This is a genomic window from Faecalimonas sp. (genome assembly GCA_029264305.1).
Lineage (GTDB): Bacteria > Bacillota > Clostridia > Lachnospirales > Lachnospiraceae > Faecalimonas.
In genome coordinates, this window is sequence record JARICA010000011.1 from 20403 (window position 1) to 40702 (window position 20300).

Sequence of the window (20300 nt, forward strand, 5' to 3'; positions counted from 1 at the left end):
ATTATGACAAAAGAGGTATTGATTAATATAACTGGTATACATACAGATATGATAGAGAGAGGGGAAGAAGATGAACCAATTGCAATCATTACTCCTGCTAACTATTTCAAAAAAAATGGAAAACATTATATCTTATATGATGAAGTTGCAGAGGGTATGCCGGGAGTTACAAAAAATAAAATAAAAATTTCTGGCGAGCATATGATAGAAATTATGAAAAATGGACTTACCAATACACATATGGTATTTGAAAAAGGAAAAAGACATATCACAGGTTATGGAACACCTTTTGGACAACTTGTTATGGGAATTCATACGAAAGATTTGCAAATTTCTGAAACAGAAGAAGAAATCAAAGCAACTATACTTTATCATTTAGAAGTGAATGAAGAGGCGGTTGCTGAATGTAAAATAAAAATAAGTATCACTCCGAAAAGTATGGGAATGAAGGTATAAAAAAATAGATTGCAACACGCAATCTATTTTTCTTTTTTAAATCTTGAGAAAAATCCTTTTTTCTTAACAGGCACTTCAAGACCACCTCTAGCCCCTTTTACTTCAGTAATGTAGATACCACTTACCACAACTTTTACTTCTTTTTTAATCGGTAAAATTGGGAATACAGTTGCATCACACATTAAAGTCATAATTCTTGGTCCGATTTTTGCTTTGACAACCGGAACTTTGGAGCGACGAAGATATTTTGGTGTGTTTTCTAGAACAACTGCTGGGAAACCGGCTTCTTTCAACTTCATTCGTTTTTTGTCAATAATTAGCATGGAAACAGTCTGTGCAGCTGCATCGAGTTTTTCCTGTTGCTCTGCTTGACGTTTTTCTGCTTTTTTACCAAGAAAGTATAACACGACCAAAACGATTGCTAATACAATGATAATACCTAAAAGTATTTTAACTGTTAAACTCACAATAGCCCTCCTGATAATAATTTCTATGTAATTACCTATTTACACTTGTAATATTGTAACATTGATTTTCTTTAAGTGCAAGTCATCTTTAGGGAAAACGGTGAAAAAATAGGGGCTAAAAATAAAAAGATTATGAAGTTATAGAGAAACTCTTTAAAAGAACTAGGATTTGTGGTATAACGAGAAAGTGTAGGTTTTATAGAGCACAAAAATAGAGATGAAGAGGTATGACAATGAAAAAGCAAAGAGTAATTGCGACAATGCTTACACTGTGTCTTGCAGTTTCAGTAGTAGGTTGCGGTAAGAAAGAAATTTCAAATGAATACGTGAAAATTTCACAGTATAAAGGTGTAGAAGTAGAGAAAGTTGCTGTGAAAAAAGCAACAGATGAGGACGTTACAAATTATATTCAAGCAAAGATGGCAGAACAGACAAAAGATGTGACGGGCAGAGAATTAAGAAAAGGTGATTTAGCACAAGTTGAATATACTGGAAAGTTAAAATCTACAGGAAAAGTATTTGACCAAGGGACTCTTACTTTAGGAAACGGTGAACAATATGTAGATGGTTTTGAAGAAGGAATTTATGGACATAAGTTAAATGAGACATTTGATTTACCAATTAAATTTCCAGAAGGATATGGTGGACCACAACAGCCAGAACTTTCAGGTGCAGATGTAATTTTTACAATTAAAATTACAGCAATCAAAGAGAAGGCATACACAGAACTCAATGATGCCTTCGTGAAAGCAGTTTCTAAAAAATCAAAAACAGTTGAAGAATATAAAAAAGAAGTAAAAAAAGAAATAGAGAAATTAAATCAAAAACAGGCAGATGCAGAACTTCGTGATAAAGCATGGAATGAAGTTATGGATAAAGCAGAAATTAAAAAATATCCAGAGAAAAGATTAAAAGAAAAAGAAAAGACAATTGAAGAACAATTTAAGAAACTTGTAAAACAATCATATGGTATTTCATATGAAGATTATTTAAAACAAAGTGGACAGACAGAAGCAGATTTTAAAAAGCAAGTAAAGAGTATGGCAAAAGAATCTTTGAAACCTGCTTTAGTAGCAGAATTAATTGCAAAGGAAGAAGGTCTTGAAATTTCTGATAAAAAAATGAAAGAAGAAATGAAAACTTTTGCGAAAGATAATGGTTATCCTGATGTAGATACTCTTGTTGAGTTAAATGGAAAAGATATGGTAACAGAAGCTATTCTTCAGAATAAAATAATGGAATGGCTTGCTGATAATTGTAAACAAGTTGAAAGTAAAAAAGAAGACAAAAAAGATAAAGAAGATAAGAAAGAAAATAAAAAAGACGAAGAAAAGAAAACAGATAAAAAAAGTAAATAGTCATAATCATAAAAAGCGTAGCGATGTATTGCTACGCTTTTTATATGCGGAAAATATTTGAATAATATGTACTGGAATCGTTTTAATTCTGAAAATAATGTGATATTCTTTTAGTAGAATATATTATTAAGATTGTGGATGATTATAGAAAATAAGTGATTTATCTGAAAAATCATAAAAAATAAAAACCTGTATGAAACAGGTTTTTATCCACACACTGTGGGTCACAAAAAGTGACGATTTGAATAAATTCTTATTTGAACTTATGATGTAAAATTTAGTATGGTACTAAACTTATATTCATATTAAGAGTAAATAATAAAAAAGTCAATAAAAAAATGCGAAAAGGAGAAGAAAATGGAGCAAAAATATTTTTTGGGTTTAGACATGGGGACAGGCTCTCTGGGGTGGGCGGTAACAAATGAAAAGTATGAGGTTTTGAGAAAACATGGAAAAGCTCTTTGGGGAGTTCGATTATTTGAAAGTGCTAATACAGCGGAAGAAAGAAGAGGATTTAGGACGGCACGGAGAAGATTGGATAGGAGAAATTGGAGATTACAGATTCTGCAGGAATTATTTGCAGAGGAGATTACGAAGGTCGATCCAGGATTTTATTTGCGGATGAAAGAAAGCAAATATTATCCAGAAGATAAAAGAGAATTAAACGGAGAATGTCCAGAGCTACCGTATGCGCTGTTTGTTGACGAAAATTTTACAGATAAAGAGTATCATCAGCAATTTCCTACGATTTATCATTTAAGAAAAATGCTGATGACAACGAATGATGTACCAGATATCCGTTTGGTTTATCTGGCATTTCATCATATGATGAAACATAGAGGACACTTTTTACTGCATGGAAATATGAATGAAATTAGAGAATTTCGGACTACATTTTCTCAATTAATAGAAAACATAAAAAACGAGGAGTTAGACTTTGATTTATCTGTAAATGATGAAATCTATTTGGAGATAGAAAGAATTTTAAAGGATAAAAATATTACAAAAAGTACAAAAAAGTCTAAATTGTGGAAAATTCTTGGTGCAAACAAAGCATGTGAAAAGGGAATTTTAAACTTAATAGTTGGAGGAAAAGTAAAATTATCCGATATCTTTCATAATAAAGAATTAGATGATAGCGAAAGACCGTCCATATCATTTGCGGATAGTGGATATGAGGATTATATCGGGATGCTTGAAGCTGAGTTAGGGGAACAATACTATATTATTGAGTCGGCAAAAGCAGTATACGATTGGGCAGTATTGGCTGACATTTTGAAGGATAGTCAGTCGATTTCAGATGCAAAGGTGAAAATCTATGAAAAACATAAAAAAGATCTTGGTTATCTAAAAACGCTTGTGAAGAAGCATATGACAAAAGAGGAATATAATCAGATATTTGTAAAAACAGATGGAAAGCTCAGTAATTATTGTAGTTATGTTGGAATGACAAAGAAAAATGGAGAGAAAATAGATTTAGAGAGTAAACGCTGTAGTAAAGAAGAATTTTATGATTTTCTTAAAAAAACAGTTTTAAAAAGATTAGAGAATGTAGAAGAGAGTATTTATCTAAAAGAGGAGTTAGAAAAAGGCACCTTTCTTCCAAAGCAAGTAAATAAAGACAATGGAGTAATTCCATATCAAATTCATCAATATGAGTTAGAAAAAATTATAGAGAATCTTTCAGATAAAATGTCGATTTTGCGAGAAAAAGGAGAAAAAATCAAGCAATTATTTACGTTTAGAGTTCCTTATTATGTTGGACCGTTAAATGGTGAAAAGTTTTCTTGGGTAGTTAAAAGAAATGATCAAAAAATATATCCATGGAATTTTAGCGAAGTGATAGATATTGAAGAAAGTGCAGAGAAATTTATTCGTCGGATGACAAATAAGTGCACATATTTGTATGGCGAAGATGTTATGCCGAAAGATTCTCTATTATATAGTAAATTTATGGTGTTAAATGAACTTAATAATCTGCGTTTAAATGGAGAAAAAATTTCAACAGAATTAAAGCAAAAAATTTACAAGGAAGTATTTTGTAGATATCGAAAAGTGACACAGAAAAAATTGAAAAAATATTTGTGTATAGAAGGGATCGCGAGTAAAGGAGTAGAAATTTCTGGAATAGACGGAGAATTTAAATCTTCGCTGACAGCTTATCATGATTTTAAAGAAAAATTAACAGGGGTGGAATTAAGTCAACAAGATAAAGAAAATATTATCTTAGATATTGTTTTGTTTGGTGATGATAAAAAACTTCTGAAGAAAAGAATAGAGAAGAAGTTTCCGCATTTGACAGAGACACAGAAAAAATCTATATGTTCCTTGTCATACAAAGGCTGGGGAAGGTTATCTAAGAAATTTTTGGAGGAGATAGAAGCGCCGGCACCAGAAACAGGAGAAGCATGGAATCTTATTACGGCACTATGGGAAACAAACGATAATTTAATGGAACTTCTGAGTAAAAAGTATATATTTGGGGAAGCAATCGAAGCGTTTAATGGTAAGAATGAAAAGACGAAATTAAATTATAAAACAGTGGAAGAATTGTGTGTATCACCAGCGGTAAAACGTCAGATTTGGCAGACATTAAGAGTAGTTAAAGAGATAGAAAAGGTTATGGGAGGAAAGCCACAAAGGGTATTTGTGGAAATGGCAAGAGATAAGCAAGAAAGTAAGCGAACAGAATCGCGTAAGAAACAATTACAAGATTTATACAAGGCTTGTAAAAATGAGGAAAGAGATTGGATTGCAGAACTAGGGAAATATGAAGATCACCAACTTAGAAGTGATAAATTATATTTATATTATACGCAAAAAGGGAAGTGTATGTATTCAGGGGAAGTTATTCCACTAGAAGAGTTGTGGGATAACACAAAATACGATATCGATCATATTTATCCGCAGTCTAAGACAATGGATGACAGTTTAAATAACCGTGTGTTAGTAAAGAAAGAATACAATGCAAATAAGTCAGATGTCTATCCAATTGCTAAGGAAATTAGGGAAGCGAGGTCCTCTTTTTGGAAAAGTCTTTTGGAAGGAGGATTTATTAGTAAAGAGAAATATGATCGTTTAACTCGTAAGGATGACTTTAGTGAAGGAGAGTTGGCAGGGTTTATTGAAAGGCAAATTGTAGAAACACGACAGGGAACAAAAGCGGTGGCGGAGATTTTGAAACAGGCTTTACCAGAAACGGAGATTGTATATGTAAAAGCAAAAACAGTGTCTCAATTTAGGCAATCTTACCAAGAGGATGAGGCGTTTATTAAAGTGCGTGAAATGAATGACTTTCATCATGCAAAGGATGCTTACTTAAATATCGTTGTGGGCAATACATACTTTGTGAAGTTTACAAAAGATGCTGCTTGGTTTATAAGAAAAAATCCAGGACGTACCTATAGTTTGAAGGAAATGTTCACAGGAAAATATGATGTGGAAAGAAATGGGGAAGTTGCATGGAAAGCAGGAAATAAAGGAACCATTGTTACTGTAAAAAAACAGTTGATGAAAAATAATATTCTTGTGACAAGAAAATCCTATGAGGTAAAAGGTGGTTTGTTTGATCAGCAGATCATGAAGAAAGGCAAGGGGCAAATTCCAATCAAAGGAAATGATGATAGGTTATCTAATATAGAAAAATATGGTGGATATAATAAGGCAACAGGAGCCTATTATATGCTAGTAAAATCAAAAGATAAAAAGGAGAATGAAATAAGAACAATAGAGTTTGTTCCGTTGTATATGAAGAATGTGATTGAACAAAGTGACGAAGCAGCTTTAGAATATCTGAGAAAAGAAAGAAATTTGAAAGATCCAGAAATTCTTATAAACAAAATAAAAACAGATACCTTGTTTAAAGTAGATGGATTTCAAATGTGGTTATCAGGACGAACAGGCAAACAACTGATTTTTAAAGGGGCAAATCAGTTGATTTTATCTGGGCAAGATAGCAGGACTTTGAAAAAAGTTGTGAAGTTTAATTTGCGAAGAAAAGAGAATAAGGAGGTAAACATAACGGAAAAAGATGAAATCAATGCAGAGATACTGTTACAGTTGTATGATACATTCTTGTGGAAAATTCAAAATACTATATATGGAAGCAAATTATCTGCACAAGAAAAGACATTGAAAGAAAAGCGTGAGGTATTTCAAAATCTTTCCTTGGAAGAGAAAACATTTGTTCTGTATGAGATTTTACATATGTTCCAGTGCCAAAGCGTTTCATCAAACTTGAAAGCTATAGGAGGTCCAGGTAATGCAGGAATTTTAGTTATGAACAATAACATTACAAAATGCAAACAGATTTCTATTATAAATCAATCCCTAACAGGAATTTATGAACAAGAGATTGATTTATTAAAGGTATAAGTATGAGTTGGCGGACAATTGTTATCTCCAAGCGGGCAAAATTAGACTTACAACTAGGGTATATGGTTGTGCGAAGTGAGGAGATAACAAAAATTGTATTAAGCGAGATTTCAACCATAGTAATCGAATCTACGGCAGTTTCTTTGACAACAAGTTTGTTAGCGGAATTGTCTAAAAGGAAAATAAAAGTTATCTTTTGTGATGAGAAGAGAAATCCATCAGCAGAATTGGTTAGTTATTATGGGAGTCATGATACAAGTTATAAAATACGGAATCAAATTGCTTGGAAAAAATGTACAAAAGAGGCAGTTTGGACAGAAATTGTAACTGATAAAATTAGAAAGCAGAAAGAGTTCCTTGAGGTGCTCGGAAAGGAAGAATCAGAACTATTATCATCATATTTAAAGGAAATAGATTGGAATGATGTCACGAATAGAGAAGGACATGCGGCGAAAGTATATTTTAATGCGGTATTTGGTATGGATTTCACAAGAACAGAAGACAATTTTATCAATGCTGCATTGAATTATGGTTATACCATTATTTTGTCAGCTTTTACAAGAGAAATTGTAGCGAATGGATATTTGACGCAGCTTGGAATTTTTCATGATAATATGTTTAATCAATTTAATTTAGCGTCAGATTTGATGGAACCATTCAGAGTATTAGTTGATCGCGAAGTCCTAAAAATGGATCTCATTCAGTTTGAACATGAGGAAAAAATGCAGTTGGTTAATATCTTAAATCATGAAGTGAAAATAGATAGTAAAATACAATATGTAAATAATGCAATAAAAATCTATTGTAAAAGCATTTTTAATGCCTTAGATGAAAATGATATTTCTTTGATTCGATTTTATAAGGATGAGCTATAGATTTATGAGAGTATTGGTATTTTTTGATTTGCCGGTTGTGAAAAGTGAACATAGGAGAGCTTATGCAAGATTTAGAAAGTTTTTGTTGAAAAATGGATTTATGATGTTACAAGAGTCTGTTTATTGTAAACTTGCTTTAAATGGGACGGCAGCAAGTGCAATCATTAGCAATGTACATAAAAATAAACCAGAGGAAGGAATTATACAATTATTGACAGTAACGGAGAAGCAATATGCTAAGATGGATATCATTGTAGGAGATATTAAAAAAGAAGTTTTAGATAGTGATGAAAGGTTGGTGATTCTATGAAATTAGTTTCTGTTGAGTTAACAGGTGTAGTCTTATCAGATCAATATCAAGTGACAGAATGAATTATAGAATCTCCAGAACTTTTCACACGGTATGTTCAAGAATTGACAGGGCAATGCAATGGAGAGAATGGCAGTTTTGTTTTGTCACAAAATGATAGAATTGTAGAAATGTCAAAGTACATGGAAATTATTTTTAACCCATTAGGTATTGATATTAACAGTAAAAAAATAGTCAATAGATTATATTTGGATTTGGATAAATTGGCAAAGCAAGAAGAGATATATTTTCAAACACAACAAATGAGGAAAGAGCTTGTTGAGTATTTGCTGGAGTTAGAACAAAGAAGTGAGTATATTTTAGAAATTCCACAAGACATCGATATGACGGCAATATTCAAAGCGGTTGGAATTAAACACGAGATAATCGAAGAAAATTACTTGGAAAAATTGATTCGTTATATGAAAGTTGTAGCGCAAGTTTTAGGAATAAAAGTTATAACATTTATTAATCTTAGGAGTTATTTGAATGATGAGCAAATGGAACAATTGTTAAAGGAAGCTATTTACCAAGAAATACAAATTCTTCTTGTGGAAAATCAAGAAAGGACTTGTTTAAAAGATATATTTCGTTATATTATAGATAATGATAAATGTGAAATTTTTTAAATGTTTGAGTACCACATTTTATGGAGATGATGCCATTTCATTTTTGGATTTGAGGTTTGAGAATGATGTAAAAATGTATGGTACTCAAGCAGAAAAAGAATTGCTAAGGTCAATGGTATTGTTTGAGAATGATGTAAAAATGTATGGTACTCAAGCTCAAATCCGTAAGTGTCTATCAGATACCGGTTTGAGAATGATGTAAAAATGTATGGTACTCAAGCTTATAGAACTAAGAATAATATATGTACGGGGTTTGAGAATGATGTAAAAATGTATGGTACTCAAGCGTGCTTCTTAATTCCGTCGAAACCGATGGAGTTTGAGAATGATGTAAAAATGTATGGTACTCAAGCAGATTACCGCTAGGGTCTGCCATTAAGTAGGTTTGAGAATGATGTAAAAATGTATGGTACTCAAGCTAAATTTTCAAGTCTATCTATTATTCCTTAGTTTGAGAATGATGTAAAAATGTATGGTACTCAAGCTATAAGTGTTATTCCTAGTTTAGGAAGTTTGTTTGAGAATGATGTAAAAATGTATGGTACTCAAGCAAAAATAAATGTAGTAAGTGATGCGGCATCGTTTGAGAATGATGTAAAAATGTATGGTACTCAAGCAAAAATGATGTCTGATACAGCACATCAACGGTTTGAGAATGATGTAAAAATGTATGGTACTCAAGCAATTACACGGGAAGCAAGAGAAACCGGCGGTTTGAGAATGATGTAAAAATGTATGGTACTCAAGCTTGATGAGGAATTACCATTTAGTTAGGAGTGTTTGAGAATGATGTAAAAATGTATGGTACTCAAGCATATTTTTTTGCGGCCATTTAATATATCAGGTTTGAGAATGATGTAAAAATGTATGGTACTCAAGCAAGATATCAAGAAGAAGTTCGATAAAAAATTTCGAAATAAAATATATTTTAAAATAGAAGATTTGCAAAAATAATACAAGTATCTGACGAAAGTTGGATACTTGTATTTTATACTTGAATAATATTCTCATAAAGTTATTACCATTTCGTATGTAGGATATAATATGATTTCGCTTGAAGATAATGATATGAAAGATAAGAAAGATAGTAGAATAAAGAAAACAAGGTATCATTTTCAAAATATAGAAAAGTTGTTTTTTGAGAGATGTTGCCGAAATGATATGATATAATTAATTTATATTACGGATTAGTAAATATATAGGAGGTAATGATGGAGTCCAAAAGAGTAGTTCACGATTTTGATTTTATTGGTAGAATTTTAGAAATTCTCCGAATATTACAAGAAGAAACAGATGAGCATACAACAATATCTCAATCTGAAATTCTTAGACTTATGAAGAAACATGATTATCCATGTTCCGCACGAACATTGGCGGATTATCTTAAGGTGATTATGAAGGAATTAAACCCAGAAGATGAAGATGGGTATGTAGATAAAAGATATACTGTCTCTGACTATAGGATTATCCCAAAGGGATTAGAAGAAAAACTACATGCTAGAGATCTTGGCTTAGTTCATGAAGGTTCTAAAAAGCTTCAGTTAAGAGACCTTAGATATAATCAATTGTTTTCTTTTGATGAGATGAATCAAATTGTGGAAGCTATATTATTTGTTAAAAATATTGATTCAGCAAAGAAGGAAGCGTTAATCCAAAAATTGCAAACATTGTCGAGTGTAAATTACCCAAAGTATTCGCCATTTATTAGCGAAACAACAGGAAAAATCAGCAATAGTCTTACTAGTGTTTTTGAGGATTCTAGAATAGATGAAGTAGTTGTGAGAAATAATTTAGAGCTTATTAGGAATGCTATAAAAGCAAATAATGGTAGTGGGAAAAAGATTGCATTTAATTTCAATGGATATGATGAAAATAAAAAGTTGATACCAAGAAAAAATAGAGACGGAAATGATAAGGTGTATATTGTCAGTCCATACCATGTAATTCTTTATAATGGAAAATATTATTTGATTTGTGCTATGGACTTAAACGATAATGTGGCAATTTATCGTATTGATCTTATGTCAAATATTACAGATAAAATAAAACAGATCAAGTTTGACAATCAGAAAATGACATGTGAACCAAGAAAACCGAAGAGACAATTAAGAGATATTCCTTTAGAGTGGAACGATGAAAGCGCATCTGCTTTTCAAACAGAACATTTATATATGTTTTACGGAGAACCTTGTAAGATTCGCTTAAAGATTGATCGAGATAGATATACTTTACTACATGATTATTTCGGAAACAGATATGAGTTTAAAAATCATATTGATGAACAATGGGATGAAGTTGAAGTCAAATGTGTTCCTAAGGCTATGGAATCCTGGGCTATGCAGTGTTCAGATTACGTAGAGGTATTAGGTCCAGAACAATTAAGAAAAGATATTATTGAAAAATGTCAGAGATTGTTGCGTGGATATAATCGAAGTTTGTAATTTTTATGATAGATAAAAGAAAAGATTGGAGAATTAGAATATGATAAAAGAAGATATTTTGAAATGTTATCAACAAAGCAGCTTTTATGATAAGTATAAGGATACCTATGTCTCAGATAAAATACTAAAAGAGTGTTTTGGATGTGAATTAAAATTGCACAGGGTGTATGGATTAAAAACATACGAACAGGTTCTGCAATTAAATAGCAACGTTATGTCAGATGTGTTGAACTTATTTTCCAATCCATTAAACATAAAAGATGAAAAAACATTATGTGATATGATTTATGCTTTCTATATAGATCCTGATGGTTATGATGTTAGAACAATAGGAGGGGTATCTTGTTCAGCTGATGGTTTAATTTCAATAAAGAGAATCTGTAGAAAATATGGTGTATCAGAGGAGGCAATTAGAGAATATAAAAGATATCGGAAAATTCCCATCTTTTTTTTCCCGCAAGAAAGAAATGGAATTAATATGACAAGAGCTTCGGTTTTTGGAGATAAAATTGATGCGACGTTGTTTGACTTAAAAAGAAGATTTGAAGGGCGTTCTTGCAGATTAGATAGCGCATATGATTTGCCAAAAACAAAAAAATGGATAGAAGAAATTGGATCATTTGAGAATTTAGTAAATATTTACGGAATAAAAGGAACTTTTGTTAATGACAATTATGAGGTGTTTGATTTAGAAGAAAGTGATGACAGAGTCATAATGGAATATGCCAATGATTATAGTTGGAATTGGAGTGATGCATATTATCAACATCTAAAATCTAAAATTGATGAATTTATGGAATAAAAAATTAAATATAAAAACATTATCTTTATATGGAAACCGAGGGGGATAAAAATGAAATTTACCTATTAATTTTTATTTTGGCAATATATTGCTGGTTTGCACTTGTATAATACAAAGAGTAAACAAAAGAAATGGAAAATTGTAGGAGGAATTTATAATGGATAATGAAATTAGAAGCTCAATCAAAACAGTTTATGGAATGATTTGGAACGTATTAGCGCTCTATGAAGAAACGAATGGTTATAATTTTATTCCTGGGGAAAAAGATTTTGATATCCAGGATTATATGGAGAAAAAGTTACTAGAAATCCGAGAAACAATCATTATACTTTTGGGGGAGAAAGAAAGAATAAAGAATACATTGTTACGCATCGTTTATGAAACAGAACAGTTTGTTAAATCTTATGAGATACCAGGAGTTGTTACTCGCTGGAAACGAATTAATCCTCAAATTTTATTCTTTGAAGGTGCATTTGATTTGATGGAAACTTGTCCAGATATCTATAAAGAAATCAGTTTGGGGCTTACAGATTTGAGAATGTCATGTTATCCAGATGAGACAATTATTGCTGCGAGAAAGAGATATTTTGCACAAGCAAAAAAATTTTTTGAAGATAAAAACATTCAGTATAGTGAGGCACGCGTGTTTCAGAATGAGTTATTAAGAACGATAACTCTTGTATTCAAAAATGATTTTAAAAAGTATCTTTAAAAGCTGAAGAGGTATAGAAAATATAAGAAAAACAACCGTGTGCTCACAAAAGAGAAAGGCCTAGCATTGGGAAAAGGAGGAAGAGCATGATATATGCAATGTCAGATGTTCATGGTCAGTATGAATTATTTGCTAATAGAGTGAAACAGATAAGACCATTATTACAAGGCAATGATGATAAATTAATTCTTCTAGGAGATTACATTGATCAAGGAAATAAAAGTTTTGCTTGTCTTAAGTTGGCGTTTCAGCTTGAGCAAGAATTTGGGAAAGAGAAAGTAATCGTTCTCAAAGGAAATCATGAAGTTTGGTTTGAAGAATTCCTTTTCCTAAATGAAGATGTATGGCTTGCAGAGGATCAAGATTTTTTAACATCCAAGACTTTTCTGACAAAAGAGCAATTTGAAGAACTTCATGCTTTATCTAATCAAGGGGAACGTATCAGGTATTTAAAAACACGCATCAAAGAAAATCATAAAGAACTTTTATCATGGATGAGAAAACTTAGATTATTTTACGAAACGGATACGCAAATATTTGTTCATGCAGGAGTTGAGGAGGAACTTCCAGAGGAAGAAGTAGAATGGTGCACATTCGGAACCCCTGATTACGTTATGACAGGAAAATTTCCACCTGCAATCGGGCGTTTTTATAAGGATATCATTGCAGGACATGTTTCGGTTTCTTCTTTGGCAAGGGACAAGAACTTTCGGGATATATTTTTTGATGGAGAAAGCCATTATTATATTGATGGTACAGTAGCAAAATTTAAGAGAATTCTTTGTTTGGCATTTGATGAGAATACAAAGAAATACTATCAATTTGAAGAAGATGGCAAGTTTAAAGAAATTTATCTTAACTTAAAAAATAACAGACTTTTCAACAAATAATTACGAACAAACAGAATAAGCCTATATACTCTTGCATAGATTGTAAAAAACAGTTATTTCAAAGGAAATACAGCATATGAAAGAGTATATAGAAAAGCGTGCAGTGGAAATAGCAACGTATATTATTGAACATCAGGCTACAGTAAGACAGACGGCAAAAGAGTTCGGAGTGTCTAAAAGCACTATACAAATAGATGTAACAAAAGATGTGTTTTTGTGAAGGTTGTTTATGAAGTGAGGTAAGATCTTTATGTGCAACATCATGTGTTCAAAAGTTAGGACTTAAGTGAAAAACTTGTGATTATGAGGAAATATAAAAGTAAAAAGTATTCTATGATAAAGTATAAAGGCTTAGAGGAGAATGTCTCTTCTAAGTTTTTTTAATAAGAGAAAAAGTAGTTTAGGAGTTTGTTTTTGAAGTTATAATGAGTATCGTAAAATTTACACCGGAGGGCTATACTTTTATAGGACGATAAAAATCGTCCTTTTAAATTGCAAAAAGGCTATCAAAGAAAGCTAAAAAAATTTTTGATATTTTTTGAAAAACAGTTCCGCTTTACACCCCTGTTTTCTCCTATTAGTGAGGAAGTAATATTTTTATTCACAAACAGATTACATAAGGAAAGGAGGAGAGAAGAATGTCAAGGACTTCAAGAATTACAGCACTTTATGAGCGTTTATCAAGAGATGATGACCTTACTGGCGAGTCGAATTCCATAACCAATCAAAAGAAATACTTGGAAGATTATGCCCGTAGGAACGGTTTCGGTAACATTCGCCATTTTACTGATGATGGTTTTTCGAGTGTAAATTTCAATCGCCCTGGCTTTCAGTCGTTGATTAAAGAAGTAGAAGCTGGCAATGTTGCAACGATCATTGTTAAGGATATGAGCCGCTTAGGGAGAAACTATCTGCAAGTCGGCTTTTATACGGAGGTTCTGTTTCCAGAGAAAGATGTCCGTTTTCTTGCGATAAACAACAGTATTGACAGTGAGAATGCTTCGGATAATGACTTTGCTCCATTCTTGAATATTATGAACGAATGGTATGCGAAAGATACAAGCAATAAAATCAAGGCTGTATTTGATGCTCGTATGAAAGACGGAAAGCGTTGCAGCGGTTCAATCCCTTATGGATATAACCGATTACCAACCGACAAACAGACGCTTGTAGTTGACCCTGTGGCTTCTGAGGTGGTAAAGCGTATCTTTCTGTTTGCTAACGAGGGTAAAAGTCCACGGGAAATTGCAGAAATATTGACCGAAGAAAAGGTTTTGATACCGGCAGCACACGCAAAGAAATATCACCCTGAACAGTATAATGGAATAAAGTTTACAGATCCATATCTTTGGGGCGTATCGTGCATTAGAACCATTTTAAGCAGGCAGGAATATCTTGGACATACTGTTTTAAAAAAGTCCGTCAGTACCAATTTCAAACTACACAAGAGAAAGACTACTGACGAAGATGAGCAGTATGTGTTTTATAACACCCACGAGCCTATCATCTCGCAGGAACTTTGGGACAGCGTTCAGAAGCGAAAGAAACGAGCAAACAGAACAACGGTAAAAGGTACGCATAGCAATCGTTTAAGCGGTTATCTGTACTGTGCGGATTGTGGCAGAAGAATGACCTTGCAAACGCATTACAGTAAAAAAGACCGTTCGGTGCAGTATTCTTACCGTTGCGGTGGGTATGCAAGCAGAGTAAACTCCTGCACTGCCCATTCGATTAGTGCTGATAATGTGGAAGCCTTGATATTATCGGCTGTAAAACGATTATCAAAATTCGTTCTGAATGACGAAGAAGCCTTTGCAAAGGAACTGCAAGCACTTTGGAATGAAAAACAGGAAGAAAAGCCGAAACAAAACCAATCAGAGTTAAAACGCTGTCAGAAACGATATGATGAGCTAACTGCACTTATTCGTGGTTTGTATGAAAATCTTGTGTCAGGATTACTGCCCGAAAGGCAGTACAAGCAACTGATGAAACAGTATGATGATGAACAGGCAGAACTGGAAACGAAGATTGCGGAAATGAAAAACCTACTTACCGAGGAAAAAGTGAATACGGCTGATATTAAGCATTTTATTTCTCTGATACGCAAGTGCAAAGAGCCGACAGAAATCTCGGATTTGATGTTACACGAACTCATAGACAAGATTGTTGTTTATGAAGCTGATGGAGCCGGAAAGGCTCGAACACAAAAGGTTGATATTTATTTTAACTATGTCGGACAGGTCGATATTGCCTATACGGAAGAAGAACTTGCTGAGATAAAGGTACAGGAAGAACAGCAAGAAATGGAACGGTTGGCAAGGCAGCGTAAGCGTGAAAAAGCGTACCGAGAAAATAGAAAAGCTCAAAAAATCGCTGAAAATGGTGGAGAAATCATCAAAACAAAAGTATGTCCTCATTGTGGGAAAGAGTTTACCCCTACAAGCAACCGACAGATTTTCTGCACAAAGGAGTGTTGTAAACAGGCAAGACAGGATAAAGCGAAAGCAGACAGAGAAGCAGAAAAAGGCGATCACTATTACCGTCAGCGTAAATGCGAGGTGTGTGGCAGTCTTTACTGGCCAACACACAGTCAGCAGAAATTCTGTTCCGAGGAATGTCAAAAGGCAAACCACAATAAGAAAACTTTGGAGTTTTACCACAAGAAGCAAAAGGAGAAAGCACTATGCAAAGATTTATCACAGACGAAAGAACAGGTATCCGGTACGAACTTATCGGAGATTATTACTACCCCTGCCTGATAGTAGAAGAACCGCCCAATCTCTCAAAATACGGAAGAATGAGAGCGAAATATTTAATGGAACACAAGGAAGTCTTGTATTTCAATCTGCTGACAAGCGGTAAGTTAAATGAACACCTTGTAGAAATTGATACTTCAGCGTGTAATATGGCGGAGTATCTTACAAAGGAAATGGCAAAAAGACAAGGTGTAACCGAGCAATTAAAAGCAACGGATATGATGAAATGGGTCGGAATGATGAATAATATCCGAGCCTGTGTTGATGAAATTGTACTGAATGATATTGTGTATTCTTAACAGGATACCAGCCGAAAGAGAACTGCTGTCTTAGCTGATGGCAGTTCTTCTTTTTCGGGAAGTATTCAAGAAGTCATAAAGTTGTGAGTATAGTCGAAGTAGTTTGAAGTATTGAAAAAAATGATGACTTTTGTTACAATGTTTAATGGAAGGTTGTATTTTATTAGGAATAACGAAATGAATTTGTAGGTGAGAGTATGAAGAAGAATAGAAAATACAAAAAGATAAAGATAATAATGGTTTTTACAACAGTCTTGTTTATAGCGTTTGTTGCAGTAATTGGATTATATAAAACAGGGATTTATCGTTTTGATTTTTTTAAGGATGTGTATAAAAAAATCGATTTTCAACTGACTACAAATGAGCTTAACATTCCTCAGGACGCTCTTTCGTTTTCTGTTTATGATATTGAACAGGGTGAATATTTATTTTACGAGGGAGATAGCCAATTGCCCACAGTAGCAAGTTTGGCAAAACTATTTGTCATTGACTATGCCTTGACAAAAGTTGACTTGGAAGATGTTATTGAAGTAAATCAAGAGGTATTGGATCTTGTGCCGGCTGGGTCATCTTTAGCAAATCTAAAAGTTGGGAAGTACACAGTAAAAGAAATAATGGAAGCTATGCTTGTTCCTTCGGGAAACGATGCTGCCTATTCGTTGGCATATTATATTGCTAAAAATGAATTAGGAGAGGGCTATACAGCAACGGAATATATAAATTATTTTACGACAGAGCTAAGTGAGTATTTAATTGAAGAAGGCTATTCTAAAACAAATTTGTATAATGATCCGAGCGGGGCATCTATGTCAGCCGATACACATTTGGATGATATTAATCGTGTAGCCTTGAAGCTTTATAATTATGATTTTGTTAAAGAATGTGTAGGGAAAAGCACTTTCTCAATTCAAACTCCACAAGGTGAATTTACTTGGAAAAATACCAATAAGTTTTTAGATAAAAAGTCACCGTACTATAATGAAAATGTAAAAGGAATAAAAACAGGAACTATGGCATCTTCCTATAATATTGTTGTTCTTTATGAAAAAGATGGCAAGGAATATTTGATTACCTGTTTGGCATCGTTATCAGATGAAGGAAGATATAAAGCAGTGCAGTCCGCTATAAATACAATTATTAAATGATGTCGAAATATCTTTTAAGTAAGGCGTTAAAGTGTCGTGGACAAGATAAAGATTAGTTTGGTGAAACAACAATAGTTGAAGTACGAAAAACATCGTAGCAATACGGTGTTTTTTGTTACCCAACCCCCACAATTTCATACATAACCACAGGTTAGTACAAATACCTTGCGTAATTTTTTGAAAGGCTTAGAAAGGAAATTTTTCCTGTTTTTCGCCCCAAGAAATGGCAAAAGCAAGGTTCACTGTATCTTTCCTGTGGTTTTTTATTTTCAGCAGAAAAGGAGCACACAGAACTATGAAAATGACAGAAAATGAAACAAATGTAAATGTACCTCTTGAAATTATTAAGGCAAGCGAAATCGAACCAAAAGAAGTGAAGTGGCTTTGGTATCCGTATATTCCATTCGGTAAGGTAACTTTACTGCAAGGCGATCCGGGCGATGGCAAAAGCAAGTTTATGCTATCGCTCGCTGCCTTGCTCTCAAAGGGAGAACCTCTCCCCTTTTCTGATGAAGAAGAACGAGAGCCGATAACAATCATTTATCAGACAACAGAAGATGACGCAGACGATACGGTAGTCCCCCGATTTAATTCGGCAGGTGGTAACGGAGATAACCTTATCTTTATCAAGGAGGATATGAAGTCTTTGTCCTTTGGGGACAATCGTATTCGTGAAGCGATTGAAAACTACAATGCAAAACTTTTAATTCTCGACCCGATGAGTTCCTATATCGGAGAAAGCTGTTCAATGAACAATGCCAACGAAACACGAGCCGAGTTTAATCATCTGATAGCGGTTGCCAAAGATACAAGCTGTGCAATCGTGATTATCGCCCATATGAACAAGATGAGAGATACAAACCCTCTTTACCGCACCAACGGTTCGATTGACATTGCAGGAGCTGCAAGAAGTATTCTTGCAATCACAAGGACAGCAAACAAGGAAGCACCTGCCGAAAGATATTTGGTGCAGGTAAAATCAAACCTTGCCCCGACAGGTTCGGCAATTCTTTTTGAGGTATCGGAAAGCGGAGTGAATTTTGTTTCGGAACTGGAAATGACGGCGGAAGAAGCTTTTTCTTCTCTTGCCCCTAAAATGGGCAGACCGAGTGAAAAGGAACTCAAGGCAAAGGAGTTTATCTTGGAAATGCTCAAAGACGGAGAAATGCTTGCCAACGATTGCGAAGCAAAACTTGAAGAAGCAGGCTTCAAGAAATCGACTATCAAAAAGGCAAAGAAGAAAGCAGGAGTTGTGTCGCACAAGAAAGGCTTTCTGTGGTATTGGTCTTTGCCGATGGGCGATATGCCGAGAGCATAAAAACAGGTTGTCTGATGAATAGACAGCCTGTTTTTTGTTTGAGGCATGAAAGGGAGGTCAAGGGAGGAAAGCCCTTGCCCACGACATCTTTGCAGACGCAGTCTGAAAGTGTCATAGTGGGTTACACACATTCAAAGAATGTTGTGTAATGGCTTCGCCCTCTCTTTCTCTGCTCTTGGAAAGGAGAATGGAAATGGCAAAAAACACAAAACCCGATATGTCCTGTGCCAGAGTAAAGCAGTATCAATCCTCTGATATTGGCTCGTGCGAAAGGCACAATGAACGAATGAATGAGTCTTATGACAATATCAATGTTGTGCCTGAGCGGATTGATATGAATGTTCATTATAAATCACCTGACGGTAAAAGTTATATGGATATTCTAAGGCAGATGGAAGCCGACGGAAAGGTATCCACAAGAGGACTAAGGCAAGATGCTACTCTCTTTGATGAAATCATCATTGATGTGAATACGATGTACTTTGAGCGAAAAGGCGGTTATGAATATGCAAAAGAGTTTTATGCAGAAGCCTATCGTTTCATTGAAGAAAAGTTTGGGGCAGACAATGTTATCTCTGCTGTAATGCACGCTGATGAAATTAACCGAGCCGCAAGTGATTACTTGGGAAAAGATGTTTACCATTATCATCTGCACGCTGTTGTATTGCCTGTTGTAGAAAAAGAAATCTTATGGAGCAAGCGATGTAAAACTCCCGAACTTCGTGGAACGGTCAAGGAAGTTATCAATCAGATCAGCCACTCAAAGAAGTGGGCATCTGATATTCCCCTTACCGATGATAACGGAAATGCAATTCTACGCAAGAACGGAAAGCCGAAGTATCGTGCTTCATACAGCATACTGCAAGACGAATTGTTTGAGCATATGAGCGAGCGAGGGTTCAAAGGTTTTCAGCGTGGCGAACTTGGCAGCACTTCCGAAAATCTAACTTCCTTGCAGTATCAGATTATGAAAGATAAGGAGCGATTGTCAGCCATTCAAGAAAAAATACAGAGTGAGCAGATAAAGTACAAGCCTGCACACAATGTCTTTCAAACCGTCAATGAGATTGATGAGATGGGGCAAAAAACCATTACAGGCAAAATAGCAATGTCTAAAGATGATTACTCAAAGCTGACCGCTCTTGCAAAAGAAGGGGTAACAAGCCGAGGGGAAATCAGAAACTTGCAGGATAGTGTCAAATACTATCGAGAGCGATATTATGACAGTACGACTGCTTTGGAAACAATGAAAAATCGATATAACGAGCTGAAAGAAAAGTGTAAGCCTTATCTTGAAGCTATGGAGCATTTCCCTGAACTTGTCAAAAGTTTTGTTGATAAGGTCAGGGAACTTTTTATTGTCAAAGAAGCACAGAAACAAGCCGAAAAAGAAGCAACGGAAAAAGCAAGACAGGAGCGTATCAAGGCT

Annotated in this window: 16 protein-coding genes, 1 pseudogene and 1 CRISPR repeat array; of the genes and pseudogenes, 16 read left to right on the plus strand and 1 reads right to left on the minus strand. The window is 34.1% G+C overall.

All coding sequences use genetic code 11. The features are described 5' to 3' along the window. The first annotated feature begins 3 nt into the window (after positions 1-3). Positions 4-456: a YwiB family protein gene (locus tag ACY2U7_RS03310; protein WP_461811737.1), complete on the plus strand. Its 453-nt coding sequence runs from the start codon at positions 4-6 to the stop codon at positions 454-456. 23 nt (positions 457-479) lie between these two features. Here ACY2U7_RS03310 and ACY2U7_RS03315 read toward each other — a convergent pair whose 3' ends face one another. Beyond that, complete coding sequence (locus ACY2U7_RS03315; protein ID WP_461811736.1) at positions 480-923, minus strand: hypothetical protein; 444 nt, start codon at positions 921-923, stop codon at positions 480-482. 233 nt (positions 924-1156) lie between these two features. Between ACY2U7_RS03315 and ACY2U7_RS03320 the strand changes: the two genes are divergently transcribed. The 15 genes and pseudogenes from ACY2U7_RS03320 to ACY2U7_RS03390 all read left to right on the plus strand — a co-directional run. Beyond that, entirely contained in the window at positions 1157-2281 is a 1125-nt protein-coding gene (locus ACY2U7_RS03320) for an FKBP-type peptidyl-prolyl cis-trans isomerase (protein WP_461815843.1), read from the plus strand. A gap of 357 nt (positions 2282-2638) precedes the next feature. Further along, complete coding sequence (cas9, locus tag ACY2U7_RS03325; protein ID WP_461815844.1) at positions 2639-6655, plus strand: type II CRISPR RNA-guided endonuclease Cas9; 4017 nt, start codon at positions 2639-2641, stop codon at positions 6653-6655. A gap of 2 nt (positions 6656-6657) precedes the next feature. Then, complete coding sequence (gene cas1 / locus ACY2U7_RS03330) at positions 6658-7530, plus strand: type II CRISPR-associated endonuclease Cas1 (RefSeq protein WP_461815845.1); 873 nt, start codon at positions 6658-6660, stop codon at positions 7528-7530. Between the two features lie 4 nt (positions 7531-7534). After that, positions 7535-7840 (plus strand): CRISPR-associated endonuclease Cas2, encoded by a 306-nt coding sequence (cas2, locus tag ACY2U7_RS03335; RefSeq protein ID WP_461815846.1) that lies wholly within the window; start codon positions 7535-7537, stop codon positions 7838-7840. A 65-nt stretch (positions 7841-7905) separates the two neighbouring features. Next, positions 7906-8508, plus strand: coding sequence for a type II-A CRISPR-associated protein Csn2 (gene csn2 / locus ACY2U7_RS03340; protein WP_461815856.1), 603 nt, complete (start codon positions 7906-7908; stop codon positions 8506-8508). Between the two features lie 54 nt (positions 8509-8562). Further along, positions 8563-9388: a CRISPR direct-repeat array (repeat unit 36 nt; unit sequence GTTTGAGAATGATGTAAAAATGTATGGTACTCAAGC). Positions 9389-9719: 331 nt separating this feature from the next. Continuing rightward, positions 9720-10949, plus strand: a complete 1230-nt coding sequence (locus tag ACY2U7_RS03345) for a WYL domain-containing protein (protein WP_461815847.1) — start codon at positions 9720-9722, stop codon at positions 10947-10949. A 40-nt stretch (positions 10950-10989) separates the two neighbouring features. Further along, positions 10990-11751 (plus strand): hypothetical protein, encoded by a 762-nt coding sequence (locus tag ACY2U7_RS03350; RefSeq protein WP_461815848.1) that lies wholly within the window; start codon positions 10990-10992, stop codon positions 11749-11751. A 157-nt stretch (positions 11752-11908) separates the two neighbouring features. Next, complete coding sequence (locus ACY2U7_RS03355) at positions 11909-12463, plus strand: hypothetical protein (protein WP_461815849.1); 555 nt, start codon at positions 11909-11911, stop codon at positions 12461-12463. An 86-nt stretch (positions 12464-12549) separates the two neighbouring features. Further along, positions 12550-13353 carry a metallophosphoesterase gene (locus ACY2U7_RS03360; RefSeq protein WP_461815850.1) on the plus strand — a complete coding sequence of 268 codons (804 nt, stop codon included), beginning with the start codon at positions 12550-12552 and terminating at the stop codon, positions 13351-13353. 76 nt (positions 13354-13429) lie between these two features. Further along, positions 13430-13555, plus strand: a pseudogene (locus tag ACY2U7_RS03365) (sporulation transcriptional regulator SpoIIID); the annotation flags it as partial. Between the two features lie 436 nt (positions 13556-13991). Next, a complete protein-coding gene (locus tag ACY2U7_RS03370) occupies positions 13992-16112 on the plus strand; it encodes a recombinase family protein (protein WP_461815851.1) in 2121 nt (706 codons plus the stop codon). Continuing rightward, positions 16112-16408, plus strand: a complete 297-nt coding sequence (locus ACY2U7_RS03375; protein WP_461815857.1) for a TnpV protein — start codon at positions 16112-16114, stop codon at positions 16406-16408. The genes ACY2U7_RS03370 and ACY2U7_RS03375 overlap by 1 nt, the downstream gene beginning before the upstream one ends. 197 nt (positions 16409-16605) lie before the next feature. Next, positions 16606-17553, plus strand: coding sequence for a serine hydrolase (locus ACY2U7_RS03380; protein WP_461815852.1), 948 nt, complete (start codon positions 16606-16608; stop codon positions 17551-17553). A 295-nt stretch (positions 17554-17848) separates the two neighbouring features. Then, complete coding sequence (locus tag ACY2U7_RS03385) at positions 17849-18871, plus strand: AAA family ATPase (RefSeq protein ID WP_461815853.1); 1023 nt, start codon at positions 17849-17851, stop codon at positions 18869-18871. A 193-nt stretch (positions 18872-19064) separates the two neighbouring features. Continuing rightward, a partial coding sequence (locus ACY2U7_RS03390; RefSeq protein WP_461815854.1) for a plasmid recombination protein occupies positions 19065-20300 on the plus strand: 1236 nt, incomplete at its 3' end.